The organism is Pseudomonas sp. CGJS7 (assembly GCF_036961695.1).
On record NZ_JBAMDI010000115.1, the window covers coordinates 22,446 to 36,215 of the forward strand.

Annotated in this window: 14 protein-coding genes and 1 other RNA gene; 4 read left to right on the forward strand and 11 right to left on the reverse strand. The window is 62.4% G+C overall.

The annotated features are described in order from the left end of the window. Positions 1-4: 4 nt before the first annotated feature. The 9 genes from mraY to rsmI all read right to left on the reverse strand — a co-directional run bounded on the left by mraY (position 5) and on the right by rsmI (position 8,995). On the reverse strand, positions 5-1,087 hold the full coding sequence (gene mraY / locus V7787_RS41360; protein ID WP_003251852.1) for a phospho-N-acetylmuramoyl-pentapeptide-transferase: 1,083 nt from the start codon (positions 1,085-1,087) through the stop codon (positions 5-7). Next, entirely contained in the window at positions 1,087-2,454 is a 1,368-nt protein-coding gene (locus V7787_RS41365; RefSeq protein ID WP_104887086.1) for a UDP-N-acetylmuramoyl-tripeptide--D-alanyl-D-alanine ligase, read from the reverse strand. Before V7787_RS41365 ends, mraY begins: the two co-directional genes overlap by 1 nt. Beyond that, complete coding sequence (locus tag V7787_RS41370; protein WP_177410007.1) at positions 2,447-3,937, reverse strand: UDP-N-acetylmuramoyl-L-alanyl-D-glutamate--2,6-diaminopimelate ligase; 1,491 nt, start codon at positions 3,935-3,937, stop codon at positions 2,447-2,449. Before V7787_RS41370 ends, V7787_RS41365 begins: the two co-directional genes overlap by 8 nt. Continuing rightward, the gene (locus V7787_RS41375; RefSeq protein ID WP_162490564.1) at positions 3,934-5,679 is read right to left on the reverse strand and encodes a peptidoglycan D,D-transpeptidase FtsI family protein; all 1,746 of its coding nucleotides are present in this window, start codon (positions 5,677-5,679) and stop codon (positions 3,934-3,936) included. Before V7787_RS41375 ends, V7787_RS41370 begins: the two co-directional genes overlap by 4 nt. After that, on the reverse strand, positions 5,679-5,972 hold the full coding sequence (gene ftsL / locus V7787_RS41380) for a cell division protein FtsL (protein WP_010952448.1): 294 nt from the start codon (positions 5,970-5,972) through the stop codon (positions 5,679-5,681). Before ftsL ends, V7787_RS41375 begins: the two co-directional genes overlap by 1 nt. After that, the gene (gene rsmH, locus V7787_RS41385; RefSeq protein WP_014592285.1) at positions 5,969-6,916 is read right to left on the reverse strand and encodes a 16S rRNA (cytosine(1402)-N(4))-methyltransferase RsmH; all 948 of its coding nucleotides are present in this window, start codon (positions 6,914-6,916) and stop codon (positions 5,969-5,971) included. The genes ftsL and rsmH overlap by 4 nt, the downstream gene beginning before the upstream one ends. After that, positions 6,913-7,368 (reverse strand): division/cell wall cluster transcriptional repressor MraZ, encoded by a 456-nt coding sequence (gene mraZ, locus V7787_RS41390; RefSeq protein WP_004575120.1) that lies wholly within the window; start codon positions 7,366-7,368, stop codon positions 6,913-6,915. The genes rsmH and mraZ overlap by 4 nt, the downstream gene beginning before the upstream one ends. Positions 7,369-7,676: 308 nt before the next feature. Then, an RNA gene (gene rnpB, locus V7787_RS41395) (RNase P RNA component class A) lies at positions 7,677-8,052 on the reverse strand. Positions 8,053-8,119: 67 nt separating this feature from the next. Next, the gene (gene rsmI / locus V7787_RS41400) at positions 8,120-8,995 is read right to left on the reverse strand and encodes a 16S rRNA (cytidine(1402)-2'-O)-methyltransferase (protein ID WP_014592287.1); all 876 of its coding nucleotides are present in this window, start codon (positions 8,993-8,995) and stop codon (positions 8,120-8,122) included. A gap of 186 nt (positions 8,996-9,181) precedes the next feature. Here rsmI and V7787_RS41405 point away from each other — a divergent pair, with 186 nt between their 5' ends. The 4 genes from V7787_RS41405 (at position 9,182) to V7787_RS41420 (ending at position 12,625) form a co-directional block, all read left to right on the forward strand. Further along, positions 9,182-10,999 (forward strand): penicillin-binding protein activator, encoded by a 1,818-nt coding sequence (locus V7787_RS41405; protein ID WP_010952444.1) that lies wholly within the window; start codon positions 9,182-9,184, stop codon positions 10,997-10,999. Further along, a complete protein-coding gene (locus tag V7787_RS41410; RefSeq protein WP_020190054.1) occupies positions 10,999-11,370 on the forward strand; it encodes a YraN family protein in 372 nt (123 codons plus the stop codon). Before V7787_RS41405 ends, V7787_RS41410 begins: the two co-directional genes overlap by 1 nt. 86 nt (positions 11,371-11,456) lie before the next feature. Then, positions 11,457-12,050 (forward strand): phosphoheptose isomerase, encoded by a 594-nt coding sequence (locus V7787_RS41415; protein ID WP_012053657.1) that lies wholly within the window; start codon positions 11,457-11,459, stop codon positions 12,048-12,050. Next, on the forward strand, positions 12,047-12,625 hold the full coding sequence (locus V7787_RS41420; RefSeq protein ID WP_019439045.1) for a BON domain-containing protein: 579 nt from the start codon (positions 12,047-12,049) through the stop codon (positions 12,623-12,625). The genes V7787_RS41415 and V7787_RS41420 overlap by 4 nt, the downstream gene beginning before the upstream one ends. A gap of 60 nt (positions 12,626-12,685) precedes the next feature. Here V7787_RS41420 and V7787_RS41425 read toward each other — a convergent pair whose 3' ends face one another. Continuing rightward, positions 12,686-13,117: a ClpXP protease specificity-enhancing factor gene (locus V7787_RS41425; protein WP_003251830.1), complete on the reverse strand. Its 432-nt coding sequence runs from the start codon at positions 13,115-13,117 to the stop codon at positions 12,686-12,688. A 10-nt stretch (positions 13,118-13,127) separates the two neighbouring features. After that, complete coding sequence (locus V7787_RS41430; RefSeq protein WP_014592290.1) at positions 13,128-13,751, reverse strand: glutathione S-transferase N-terminal domain-containing protein; 624 nt, start codon at positions 13,749-13,751, stop codon at positions 13,128-13,130. Between the last annotated feature and the right edge of the window lie 19 nt (positions 13,752-13,770).

Consider the following 13,770-nt stretch of genomic DNA (forward strand, 5'->3'; position numbering starts at 1 on the left):
TCATCTACCTCAGTTTCAGGGTTGCAAGGCCAATCAGTACCAGGATCACGGTGATGATCCAGAATCGGACGATCACCCGGGGCTCTGGCCAGCCCTTGAGTTCAAAGTGGTGATGAATCGGCGCCATGCGGAACACGCGCTTGCCGGTCAGCTTGAAGGAGGCGACCTGGATCACCACCGACAGGGTTTCCACCACGAAGATGCCGCCCATGATGAACAGCACGATTTCCTGGCGCACGATGACGGCGATGGTGCCCAGCGCGGCGCCCAACGCCAGCGCGCCGACGTCGCCCATGAACACTTGCGCCGGGTAAGTGTTGAACCACAGGAAACCCAGGCCGGCACCGATCAGCGCGCCGCAGAACACGATGAGCTCGCCCGAGCCCGGCACGTAGGGGATCAACAGGTACTCGGCGAACTTCACGTTACCCGACAGGTAGCAGAAGATGCCCAGCGCGCCGCCGACCATCACCGTCGGCATGATTGCCAGGCCGTCAAGGCCATCGGTGAGGTTGACCGCGTTGCTCGAACCGACAATGACGAAGTAGGTCAGTACGACGAAGCCGACGCCCAGCGGAATGGTGACATCCTTGATGAACGGCAGGATCAGCGTGGTCTCGACGCTGGTGGGCGCCGTCTTGTACAGGAACACCGCCGCCGCCAGGCCGAACACCGACTGCCAGAAGTACTTCCAGCGGCTCGGAAGGCCACGCGAGTTCTTTTCGATCACCTTGCGGTAGTCATCGACCCAGCCAATGGCACCGAACGCCAGGGTGACGATCAGCACAACCCATACATAGCGGTTGCTCAGGTCGGCCCACAGCAAGGTGCTGACGGCGATGGCCGACAGGATCAGCGCCCCACCCATGGTCGGGGTGCCGGACTTGGACAGGTGCGATTGCGGGCCGTCGTTACGCACGGCCTGGCCGATCTGGCGAATTTGCAGGGTACGGATCATCCAGGGGCCCAGCCACAGCGCCAGGGACAACGCGGTCAGTACACCAAGAATCCCGCGCAGGGACAGGTACTGAAAGACCGCGAAGCCTTTGTGGAACTGTTGCAGATACTCGGCCAACAGCAGCAGCATTAATGTTTCTCCCCGCTGGCACCGCACAATGCCGCCACGACGTTTTCCATCGCAGCGCTGCGCGAGCCCTTGATCAAGATAGTGGTGTCACTGGCATTCTCGGCGCTAACCGCATCGATCAGCTCAGCTTGAGTAGCGAAATGGCGGCCATTGGCGCCGAACGCCTTGACCGCATGTGTCATGTTGGAACCCACTGCGTACAGGGCGTCGACCTTGCCACGCGCGTAGTCACCCACCTGACGGTGGCCTTCTTCCGCCCATTGCCCCAATTCGCCGATATCCCCAAGCACCAGAACGGTGCGTCCGGAAAAGCCGGCGAGTATATCAATGGCTGCGCACATAGAGGTGGGATTTGCGTTGTAACTGTCGTCGATTACCCGTACCCCGTTCGGCGCGATCTGCGCCACGGTGCGCCCCTTGACCGGTTGCACCGCCGCCAGGCCGGCGGCGATGCCGCTCAGGCTCAGACCAACGGCATGTGCAGCGGCGGCGGCGGCCAGGGCGTTGCTGACGTTGTGTTCACCCAGCACATTGAGTTGCACGGCTACTGTTTCACCGGCGCCATGCAGGGTGAAGGACGGGCAGCCACGGGCATCGCGACCAATGTCTGAAGCGTGGAAATCGGCTTTCGGGTTGCTGCGTGCGAAACTGACGACCTTGTGCGCACCGGCACGCGCCTTCCAGATATCAAAGGCTTTGTCGTCCAGGTTGAGGATGGCAATACCGCCCTGGCCCAGGCCTTCGAGAATCTCGCCCTTGGCTTCGACGATCTTGTCCGGGCCGCCGAATTCACCAACGTGGGCAGTACCGGCGTTGTTGATGATGACCACCTGCGGTTGCGTCAGGCCTACGGTGTAGCGGATTTCGCCAATGCGCGAGGCGCCCAGCTCGATCACTGCCGCGCTGTGTTCCGGGGCGATCTCCAGCAGTGTCAGCGGTGCACCGAGGTCATTGTTCAAGTTGCCGCGGGTGGCGTGCACCAGGCCACGGGTACGCAGGATGCTGGCGAGCATTTCCTTGACCGTGGTCTTGCCGCTGGAACCGGTAATGGCCACCACCGGCTTGTCGAAAGCGGCGCGATTCAAAGCACCGAGCTGGCCAAGGGCCAGGCGGCAATCGGCCACCTGCAACTGCGGCAGGTCGACATCGGCTACTTCACGCTCGACCAGGGCGGCTACTGCGCCTTTGGCTTTCACATCTGCCAGGTAGTCATGGCCATCGAAACGCGGGCCGGCCAGGGCGACGAAAAGTTGCCCGGCGCTGACACTGCGGCTATCGATGCTGACGCCGGTGAACGTGGCGTCGTCACCGATGTGTTGACCCTTCAGTGCTGTGGTCAGCTGGCTGAGTGACAGCGGCTTAAGCATGTGGAGCCTCCCAGGCTGCAAGTGCCTTTTCGGCTTCGGTCAAATCGGAGAAATCATGGCGCTCGCCATTGATCTCCTGGTAATCCTCGTGCCCCTTGCCGGCCAGCACGATCACATCGTTGGCAGCAGCGGTGGCAATCAGGTGCGCGATGGCTTCGCCACGGCCGGCCACGAACTCGACGTCGTCAGGCCTGGTGAAACCGGGGCGGATATCATCGAAGATGCGCAACGGATCTTCAGTACGCGGGTTGTCGTCGGTGACCAGTACGCGGTCGGCCAGGCGCTCGGCCACTTCGGCCATCAGCGGGCGCTTGCCGCGATCACGGTCACCGCCGCAGCCGAACAGGCACAACAACTTGCCATGAGCGTGCGGGCGCAGGGCCTCGAGTACTTTTTCAAGTGCATCCGGTGTGTGCGCGTAGTCGACCACCACCAGCGGCTTGTCGCCGCCACCCAGGCGCTGCATGCGGCCTACCGGCCCCTGCAGTTGCGGCGTGACCTTGAGGATCTCGTCCAGCGCATAGTCCAGCGCCAGCAGGGTCGCCACAGCGGCAAGCATGTTGCTCAGGTTGAAGCGGCCCAGCAGCTGGCTGCGCAAGATACGCTCACCTTGGGCAGTGACGATCGTGGCGCGCACGCCATCGTCACTGAACACAGCTTCGCGGCAGAACAACGAGGCCTCTGGGCTTTCCAGGCTGTAGCTCAGCAGCCGGGTTTCGATATGGTCGACACTCGGGCGACGCGCGAAGTCGGCCGCCAGACGACGACCAAACCCGTCATCCAGGTTGACCACCTGGCAACGCAGGCTCGGCCAGGCGAACAGCTTGGCCTTGGCGGCCTCATAGGCTTGCATGCTGCCGTGATAGTCGAGGTGGTCGCGGGACAGGTTGGTCATCACCGCGATGTCGAATTCCAGTGCGGCAACCCGGCCTTGCTCCAGGGCATGGGAAGACACTTCCATGGCCACGGCCCTGGCGCCGCCTTTCTTGAGGTCGTTGAGGGTCGATTGCACGGCAATCGGGTCCGGCGTGGTCAGGCGGCCGCTCTGCAACTCGCCGTAGAAACCGGTACCCAGGGTGCCAATCAGGCCGCAGCGCTGGCCAAGCAGGTCGAGCGCCTGGGCGACCAGTTGGGTAACACTTGTCTTGCCGTTGGTGCCGGTCACGCCGACCAGATTCAACTGGCGGCTCGGTTCACCGTAGAAGCGCCCGGCGATATCTGACAGCTGAGCGATCAGGCCTTTGACCGGAATCAGGGGCACATCGGTCAGCGGCAGCACGTTGGCGCCCTGCTCTTCATAGGCCACGGCAGCAGCACCACGGGCCAGGGCATCGGCGATATGCTCGCGGCCATCGACCTTGGCACCCGGCACCGCCAGGAACAAGTCACCCGGGCGCACACTACGGCTGTCCAGGGTCAGCTCGCGAATCAACGGATCACGGCTGGCATGGGCGAAAAGTTTGCTTAATGGCATTGTCATCATCCACGCCCTCCCTTGGCGGCTGCTGCATTGACTTGTGATGGCACGGCTGGTGCTGGTGCAGGTGGCGGCAGGTTGTCTGGCGGCACGTTCATCAGGCGCAGGGTGCCGGACATGACGTTGCTGAATACGGGCGCCGAAACCAGGCCACCGAAGTAACCACCCTTTCTTGGCTCGTCGATGACCACGACGATGGCGTAGCGCGGGTCGCTCATTGGCCCGAAGCCGGCGAACAGCGAGCGGTAGGCGTTTTCGGTGTATCCCTTGGCACCCACGGTGGCCTTACGCGCGGTGCCGGACTTGCCGGCCACGTGATAGAACGGCACCTGGGCTCGGAAGACGCCACGCGGCGCTTCGATCACCTGCTGCAGCATGCCCTGAACGGTTTCGGCGACTTCCTTCGGAATGGCCTGCACGGCTTCCGGCGTCTTGTCGACCTTGATGATCGACAGCGGCACCATCTTGCCGTCGTTGGCCAGCGCCGCGTAGGCATGCACCAGCTGCAGGGCGGTCACCGATACGCCGTAGCCATAGGACAGGGTGGCGGTCTCGGCCTTGCGCCACTCACGGTGGTTGGGCAGGTTGCCGACACGTTCGCCCGGGAAGCCAAGGCCGGTGTACTGACCCAGGCCGACCTGGGACATGACCCGGTAGATGGCCTCGCCGCCGATGTCGAAGGCGATCTTGCTCATGCCAACGTTACTGGAGTTGATCAGGATGCCGGTCAAATCAAGAATCGGGCCCTCGCTGCGCGACACGTCCTTGATGGTGTAGCGGCCGATCTGCAGGCTGCCAGGGTACACCTCGACCTTGTCGGTCGGCTTCCAGCGGCCACTCTGCAGCGCCGCACTCATGGAGATCGGCTTGACCGTTGAGCCCGGCTCGAACACGTCGATGATCGCCCGGTTACGCATGGCCGCCGGGAACATGCTACGGCGGTTGTTGGGGTTGTAGGTCGGCTGGTTGACCATGGCCAGGACCTCACCGGTCTTGACGTCCATGATCACCAGGCTGCCGGCCTTGGCGTCCTGTTCGGCAATGGCGTTGCGCAACTCGCGGGTAGCCAGGTACTGCAGGCGCAGGTCTATCGACAACGCCAAGGTCTTCCCGGCCTTGGCGTTCTTGGTTACCTGAATGTCCTTGATCAGCCGACCGCGCCGGTCCTTGATCACCTGGCGCTTGCCGGGCACGCCGGCCAGCCACTCTTCATAGGCCAGCTCCACCCCTTCACGACCGTGGTCGTCGAGGTCGGTAAAGCCGACCATGTGCGCAGTCACATCACCGGCCGGATAGAAGCGGCGGAATTCTTCCAGTCCGTACACACCAGGCACTTTGAGGTCGAGCACGTGCTGGCCCTGCTCGGGGGTCAGCCCCCGGACCAGGTAGATGAACTCTTTGTTGGCCTGCTGGGTCAGGCGCTCGATCAACTGCTGCGGGTTTTGCCCCAGCGCAGCGGCCAATTGCGGCCAGCGCTCCTTGGAGGCCTGCATCTCTTTGGGGTTGGCCCACAACGTGGTGACCGGGGTACTCACGGCCAACGGCTCACCGTTGCGATCGGTGATCAAGCCGCGGTGCGCCGGGATGGGGATGTGACGCAGGCTGCGTGCATCGCCCTGGCCCTTGAGGAAGTCACGGTCAACCACCTGGAGGTCGATGATGCGCCAGCAAATGGCGCCGACCATGATCGCCAGCAAGCCGATCACTACGCGGAAGCGCCACGGGTAGAGTGCGCCTTCGAGCTTCATCATGGCGCCACCATCCGGACTTCGTCAGCTGACGGCACGCGCATCTTCAACTGCTCGGAGGCCAGGTTCTCGATGCGGCTGGCAGCGGTCCAGGTACTCTGCTCAAGAATCAGCCGACCCCATTCGGCCTGAGCCTTGTCGCGCTCGTTCAATTCACCGTACAGGGTGTTGAGCAGTTGACGGTTCCAGTGCGCACTGTAGGACACGGCAATGGCCGAAACCAACACGCCGACGAACAGCAAAAGCATCAGGAAGCTTCCGCCTGGCAAGGGTTTGGCAAGTAGCCTGCTCACCGCAGCTTCTCCGCCACGCGCATCACGGCGCTACGCGACCGCGGGTTGGCCTTGAGCTCGGCCTCGGAGGCGAACTGAGCCTTGCCGATCAGCTTGATTTTCGGCTCGAAGGCCTTGTGCTGAACCGGCAGGTTACGCGGCAGGTTGTCGGCCTCACCCTTCACCAGCTTTCGCATGAACAGCTTGACGATACGATCTTCCAGCGAGTGGAAACTGATGACCGCCAGGCGACCACCGACTTCGAGCGCATCGAGCGCAGCCTCAAGACCGGCCTCCAGGTCACCCAGCTCGTTGTTGACGTGAATGCGAAGGCCCTGGAAGGCACGGGTAGCCGGGTTCTTGCCCTTTTCCCATGCCGGGTTGGCCACTTTGAGCACCTCCGCCAGGTCGGCGGTACGGGTGAAGGGCTGCTTCTCACGGCGCTCGACCACTGCACGCGCCATTCGCCCGGCAAAGCGCTCTTCGCCGTACTCCTTGAAGACGCGGGCGATTTCTTCCACGGGCGCAGTGGCGATGAACTCAGCGGCACTGATGCCCTGGTCCGGGTTCATGCGCATGTCCAGCGGGCCATCATTGAGGAAGCTGAAGCCACGCTCCGGGTCATCCAGCTGCGGCGAGGACACGCCCAGGTCCAGCAACACACCACTGACCTTGCCGTGCAGGCCGCGTGCTGCCACTTCTGCACCCAGCTCGGCAAAACTGCGCTGCACAATGACAAAGCGGCCGTCTTCGGCCGCCAGCGCTTGCCCCGTGGCAATCGCTTGTGGATCTTTGTCGAAGCCCAAGAGCCGACCTTGCGGCCCGAGCTTGCTGAGTATCAGACGGCTGTGTCCGCCCCGGCCGAAAGTGCCGTCCAGATAGCAACCGTCGGCGCGCAGGGCCAATGCCTCGACAGCTTCGTCGAGCAGGACGGTAATGTGGTTGAAGCCGCTATCTATGGTCACAGGATCAGGTCACGCAATTCGTCGGGCATGGCGCCCGGTTGTTGAATAGCTGCAAGGTCAGCTGCCGAAACCGCGTTCCAGGCATCTTCATCCCACAGCTGGAATTTGTTCAGTTGCCCCACCAGCATCGCCTTCTTGTCGAGCTTGGCGTACTCACGCAGGCGGGGCGGCACCAGGAAACGCCCACTGCCATCGAGCTCCAGGTCAACCGCATTACCAATCAGCAAACGCTGGAGGCGGCGGTTTTCCTCACGCAACGATGGCAAGGCACGCAACTTGGCTTCTATCTGTTCCCACTCATCGAGGGGATAAACACACAAGCAGGGGTCTACGGCGTCAATGGTCACGATCAGTTGGCCATTGCAACGTGAGTCGAGCTCGTCACGGTACCGACTCGGCATGGCGAGACGGCCCTTGGCATCGAGGCTGACGGCGTTGGCTCCGCGGAACACGGCTGTGATTCCCCACAATGTTAGCTTTTTTGTGTCAGAAAACCCACTTCATCCCACTTTCTGCCACTTGCGCACACTATAGGAATCCGCCCGCAGCACCGTCAAGGCACGTTCATAAGGAAAAGCCTTACAGGACCGAGATTTAGCGCAACAAGGGAATGCGGAAGGACTGCCAGAGAGAAAAAAACACGAGAAAAATCAAACCCACGCAAGCGAATGGAGTTCGAAGTTAAAGTAATTTATTAAGAGTAAGATTTTTTCGGTATTACCAGAGAGGATCTGCTATCGATTCAAGCAGGGAAAGAAAGGTGGAGAGTCGATCTGTAAGCCGGGTTTTGTCGAGGACAGTCATTCCTCTACGACGGCCATCACTGGACGCCTCTAGCAACCTACCCGGTTCCGACGCGGGCCACGCCTGATGGAACCCTATTTGGTCTTGCTCCGAGTGGGGTTTACCTAGCCACGAACTGTTGCCAGCCGTGCGGTGCGCTCTTACCGCACCTTTTCACCCTTACCGGCACCGAAGTGCTTAGGCGGTTATTTTCTGTGGCACTTTCCGTAGGCTCACGCCTCCCAGGCGTTACCTGGCACTCCGCCCTGTGGAGCCCGGACTTTCCTCCCCCTGCTGCTCACACAACAAAAAGTTGCGGAACAAAAACAGGCAGCGACTGTCCGATCGACTCTCCGCCGCCAAGGTTACCGACACGCGGGCGCAAGAACAAGCGCTAACGGCATTTATATCAAACTGCCACTATTCGGCTTTCTGCTTTTCAAGGGCCAGTTGATACAACAGGTTCTTGCGCACCCCGGTAATTTCCGCTGCAAGCGCCGCCGCCCGCTTCAGTGGCAACTCAGCCAATAGCAGGTCGAGCACGCGCTGCGCTTCGGCACTGATGGCCTGCTCGCCCTCCGGCGCACTCCAGCCGCCGACCAACACCACGCATTCACCACGCTGCTGATTGCTGTCGCCGGCTACGAAGGCGCGCAACTCGGCCAGCGGCAAGCCCTTCAGGGTCTCGAAGGTCTTGGTCAGTTCGCGCGCCAGCAACGCCGGACGATCGCCACCAAATACCGCCTCCATGTCTTCAAGACATTCCAGGATTCGATGCGGGGCTTCGTAGAAGATCAACGTGCGCGGCTCTTCCCTCACCTGCTCCAGGCGCGCCCGGCGCCCTGCCTGCTTGGCCGGCAGGAAGCCTTCGAAGATGAAGCGATCCGACGGCAGACCTGCCGCCGAAAGCGCGGCGATCAAGGCACAGGCGCCCGGCACCGGCACCACGCTCACCCCCGCGGCCCGCGCCTGACGCACCAGGTGATAGCCCGGGTCGGAAATCAGAGGCGTGCCGGCATCGGAGACCAGCGCCACATTTTCACCCGCCAGCAGTTTGGAGAGGAAACGCCCGCCCTCGTCACGCTCGTTGTGCTCATGACAAGCGGCCAACGGCGTATCGATGCCAAAGTGTTGCAGCAGGCGGATCGAATGACGGGTGTCTTCGGCCGCGATCAGCGCCACGTCCGCCAGCACCTTCAGCGCCCGGGCGCTCATGTCGTCGAGGTTGCCGATGGGGGTTGCCACCACATACAGCGTCCCCACCGTGGATTTCGAAGCCCCTGCCACATCAGTCACTGCGCACACCTGTCATTCGGATCAAAGGCGCCATTGTAGCCCGAGCGCCTGCAACAGGGCGCAAAGAACTTCGCCGGCGATCAGGAACACGCCACCTATAGTGAAGGATCGACACAGCAACATCGCGCCCCGGCCAGTGCTTGGGTACAATTGCCGGCCAACTTGATCGAGTAACAGGACCTTTACATGATCGCTTGCCTGCGGCTGCTCACAGCCCTCTGCCTCGCCGCCCTGCTGGCAGCCTGCGCCAGCTCGCCCTCATCCAGCCTGGGCGAACTACCACGCACCCCGGACGCCAGCATCGAGCAACTGCTCGAAAAGGCCGCTTCCAGCAAGTCTGCGGAAGACGCCGCGCTGCTGCGCCTGAGCGCGGCCGACCTGGCCTACAAGCAGAAGGACTTCCCACGCGCCGCACGCATTCTCGAGCAGGTCCCGCTGGACACGCTCAAGCCGGCCCAGCAAGTGTTCGCCAGCACCCTCGCGGCCGAGCTGGCCATGAGCCGCAACCAGCCCAAGGCAGCGCTGACCGCCCTGGCCCACCCCAGCCTGCAGCGCCTCGCCGAACTGCCGGCAGACCTGCAAGCGCGCACCTACAGTGTGCACGCCGCCGCGCTCGAAGCCGATGGCCAGGCCCTGGCTGCTGCACAGCAGCGCATTCTGCTGGCCCCGCTGCTTGGCGGCCAGGCCGCCAGCACCAACAATGACGCCATCTGGGCCTTGGTCGCCTCGCTGCCTGCAGAGCAACTGCAGCAGCCAACCAACGATCAGACCCTGGCTGGCTGGACCAGCCTGGCCTTCGCCGTGAAAAGCGCCGGCACCCTGGAGCAGCAGCAAGCGGCCATCGAAGCCTGGGTCAAACAGCACCCGGACCACCCTGCCGCCCAGCAACTGCCGCTGGCCCTGACCAAGCTCAAGGAGCTGGCCAGCCAGCCGCTGACCAAGATCGCCCTGCTGCTGCCTCAGGAAGGCCCGCTGGCCGGTGTAGCCCGCGCCCTGCGCGATGGCTTCATGGCCGCCCACTTCCAGGCCCAGCAAAGCGGCCAGCCAGCGCCTGCGGTGCAGGTGTTCGACAGCTCACGCATCGGCTCGCTGGACGACTTCTATCGCCAGGCGCAAGCCGCCGGCGTGCAACTGGTCATCGGCCCGCTTGAAAAGCCATTGGTCAAACAACTGGCCGCCAAACCACAGCTGCCGATCACCACACTGGCCCTGAACTACGCCGACGCTGGCCAGAAGGCGCCGCCACAACTGTTCCAGTTCGGCCTGGCTGCCGAGGACGAAGCCCGCGAAGTGGCCCGCCGCGCCCGCGCCGATGGCATGGTCCGCGCCGTTGCCCTGGTGCCGAGCGGCGAATGGGGTGACCGTGTCCTGGCCGCCTTCCGCCAGGACTGGGAAGGCAATGGCGGAACCCTGCTCGCCGCCGAGCGCATCGCCCAGCCGGTCGCCCTGGCCCAGCAAATTGCCGACCTGTTCCAGCTGCGCCAGAGCGAAGGCCGCGCCAAGAGCCTGCAAAGCACGGTGGGCGGCAGCATCGCTGCACAACCGTCGCGCCGCCAGGACATCGACTTCATCTTCCTCGCCTCGACCCCACAACAGGCGCAACAGATCAAGCCGACCCTGAACTTCCAATACGCAGGTGATGTGCCGGTCTATGCCACCTCGAACCTGTACAGCGCCAGCGGTGACATCAACCAGTACAATGACATGAACGGCATCCGCTTCTGCGAAACACCGTGGCTGCTCGACACCAGCAACAGCCTGCGTCAACAGGTTGTACAGCAGTGGCCGCAAGCCGCTGGCAGCCTCGGCCGCCTGTATGCCATGGGCGTCGATGCCTACAGCCTGGCGCCGCGCCTGGGCCAACTGAAAGCGCTACCGGACAACCGCGTCCTTGGCCTTTCGGGCAGCCTGAGCATCAATGCCAACCAGCGCGTCGAACGCCAGCTGCCTTGGGCCGAGTTTAGCGGCGGCCAGGTCAAGCGCCTGCCTGACACCGTGCGTTGATGGCCGCAGCATCGCCTACCCGTGCCGGGCAAGCGGCAGAAACCCAAGCCCTTGAGTACCTTCAGGGGCAAGGGCTGCAGTTGCTGGCACGCAACTGGCGATGCAAAGGCGGTGAGCTTGATCTGGTCATGCTCGACGCCGATACAGTAGTATTCGTCGAAGTCCGCTACCGGTTGCACGCGGGCTTCGGAGGCGCTCTCGACAGTATCGACGGGCGCAAGCAGAAACGGTTGGTGCTTGCCGCCACCCTGTTCCTGCAGAAGGAGGCCCACTGGGGCAACTACCCCTGCCGCTTCGACGTGGTCGCCCTGCAGGGTAGCCACCATGCAGGCAGACCGCTTCAATGGCTGAAAAACGCCTTCGAATGCTGAACCCACTTTGTTTTTTTTGCTCTATGTATCGCGGGCTGGTCGTTGTTGCGCGTAGCAAAGGCCACCGCCCCATTTAAGGTCACCAGATGGACATGCAATCCCGAATTCGCCGGCTGTTCGAGGCCAGCATCGAAACCAAGCAACAGGCAATGGACATCCTGGCACCGCACATCGAGCAGGCCAGCCTGGTCATGGTCAATGCGCTGCTCAACGAGGGCAAGATGCTCGCCTGCGGCAACGGCGGCTCGGCCGGCGATGCCCAGCACTTTTCATCGGAGCTGCTCAACCGCTTCGAGCGCGAGCGCCCCAGCCTGCCAGCTATCGCGCTGACCACCGACAGCTCGACCCTGACCTCGATCGCCAACGACTACAGCTACAACGAAGTCTTTTCCAAGCAGATCCGCGCCCTGGGCCAGCCCGGTGACGTTCTGCTGGCGATCTCCACCAGCGGCAATTCGGCCAACGTGATCCAGGCAATCCAGGCCGCACATGACCGTGAAATGATTGTCGTAGCATTGACGGGTCGCGACGGCGGCGGCATGGCTTCGCTGCTGCTGCCCGAGGACGTCGAAATCCGCGTGCCTTCGACAGTTACCGCGCGTATCCAGGAAGTCCACCTGCTGGCGATCCACTGCCTGTGCGATCTGATCGACAGCCAACTGTTCGGGAGTGAAGAATGACCCCTATGCGCCTCGGCCTGATGGCCCTGACCCTGTGCCTGAGCGTCACTGGTTGCAGCTCGGTACTCACCTCTACCCGCAATTCGCCGATCGAGGACGATCGCGGCACGCGCACCATCGGTAGCAAGATCGACGACTCGCTGATCGAGACCAAGGCTGCCGTGAACATTTCCAAAGCCAACCCAGACCTGGACAAGGGCTCGCACATCGTTGTCAGCAGCTACAACGGCATCGTCCTGCTGGCCGGGCAGACCCCACGCGCCGACCTCAAGAGCCTCGCGGAGCAAACTGCCAGCCAGGTCCAACGGGTCAAGAAAGTACACAACGAGCTGCAAGTGATGCAGCCCTCCTCCATTCTGGCGCGCAACAACGACGCCTGGCTGACCACCAAGATCAAGACCCAGATGCTGACCGACAGCGCCGTGCCCAGCTCGCGCATCAAGGTGATTACTGAAAACGGCATCGTCTACCTGCTGGGTCTGGTCACCCGTCAAGAAGCCAACTCGGCCACTGCCGTGGTGCAGGGCGTGTCGGGCGTGCAGAAGATCGTCAAGCTGTTCGAGTACATCGATTGACTCAGTGATTGCCTGGACAGGCCAAACAAAAAAGGCGATCCATCCGGATCGCCTTTTTTGTTACTTGACCACTTTCAGGCTTGGCCGGCCAGTCGGACGCGGCGGCTGCCCTCCATCGTCTGGCGGGCCATCGTCATCCGGCTGCACATCATCGTCTTCCAGCTCGTCGCCATCCATCGAAGACGGCTCCAGCTCGAAGACCATACCCTGGCCATTTTCGCGGGCGTAGATACCCAGGATTGCACCAACCGGCACGAACAGCGAGTGAGCCACGCCACTGAAGCGGCCCTCGAAGCTGACTGCGTCATTGTCCATGTGCAGGCTACGCACGGCACTTGGGGAGATATTCAAGACGATCTGGCCATCACTGGCGAAACCATCCGGCACCTGAACTTTCGGGAATTCGGCATTGACCAGCATATGGGGCGTGCAATCGTTGTCGACGATCCACTCGTACAGTGCTCGAACCAGATAGGGGCGACTGGAGTTCATCAACGGCTCCTTAAAGCTTGCGCATTTCACGTTCTACGGAGGACAGGCTCGCCTGGAAAGGCTCGCGGGCGAACTGGCGCTCCATGTAATCCAGCAGCGGCTTGGCTTGCCGCGGCAATTCGATACCCAACACCGGCAAACGCCAGAGTATGGGCAATAGACAGCAATCGACCAGGCTTTGCTCATCACTCATGAAGCAGGCGAACTCGCTGAACAACGGCGAGACCCCGGTCAGGCTTTCGCGCAAGGCCTTGCGCGCTTCGGTTCGGGCAGCTTCACTGCTACGCGGGTCAAGCACGGTATCGGCCAAGGCACACCAGTCGCGCTGGATGCGGTGCATCAGCAGACGGCTGTTGCCACGCGCTACCGGGTATACCGGCATCAGCGGCGGGTGCGGGTAACGCTCCTCGAGGTATTCCATCACCACGGTCGATTCATACAACGCCAGGTCACGGTCGACCAAGGTCGGCACGCTGCCATAAGGGTTGACCTCGGCCAGCTTCGGCGGCAGGCGGGCGGGATCGACATCGATCAACTGCACGCTGACGCCCTTCTCGGCCAGAACCAGGCGCACCCGATGAGAATAGTGATCAGCGGGATCGGAATAGCAGGCTAACCTGTTGGTTGCGCCCATGTAGCGGCTCCTCGCACGG

What these genes read in the sequence shown, in the direction of transcription:
- mraY (WP_003251852.1), bottom strand. Translation starts at nt 1,087, where the DNA reads ATGCTGCTGCTGTTGGCCGAGTATCTGCAACAGTTCCACAAAGGCTTC.
- V7787_RS41365 (WP_104887086.1), bottom strand. Translation starts at nt 2,454, where the DNA reads ATGCTTAAGCCGCTGTCACTCAGCCAGCTGACCACAGCACTGAAGGGT.
- V7787_RS41370 (WP_177410007.1), bottom strand. Translation starts at nt 3,937, where the DNA reads ATGATGACAATGCCATTAAGCAAACTTTTCGCCCATGCCAGCCGTGAT.
- V7787_RS41375 (WP_162490564.1), bottom strand. Translation starts at nt 5,679, where the DNA reads ATGAAGCTCGAAGGCGCACTCTACCCGTGGCGCTTCCGCGTAGTGATC.
- V7787_RS41405 (WP_010952444.1), top strand. Translation starts at nt 9,182, where the DNA reads ATGATCGCTTGCCTGCGGCTGCTCACAGCCCTCTGCCTCGCCGCCCTG.
- V7787_RS41410 (WP_020190054.1), top strand. Translation starts at nt 10,999, where the DNA reads ATGGCCGCAGCATCGCCTACCCGTGCCGGGCAAGCGGCAGAAACCCAA.
- V7787_RS41415 (WP_012053657.1), top strand. Translation starts at nt 11,457, where the DNA reads ATGGACATGCAATCCCGAATTCGCCGGCTGTTCGAGGCCAGCATCGAA.
- V7787_RS41420 (WP_019439045.1), top strand. Translation starts at nt 12,047, where the DNA reads ATGACCCCTATGCGCCTCGGCCTGATGGCCCTGACCCTGTGCCTGAGC.
- V7787_RS41425 (WP_003251830.1), bottom strand. Translation starts at nt 13,117, where the DNA reads ATGAACTCCAGTCGCCCCTATCTGGTTCGAGCACTGTACGAGTGGATC.
- V7787_RS41430 (WP_014592290.1), bottom strand. Translation starts at nt 13,751, where the DNA reads ATGGGCGCAACCAACAGGTTAGCCTGCTATTCCGATCCCGCTGATCAC.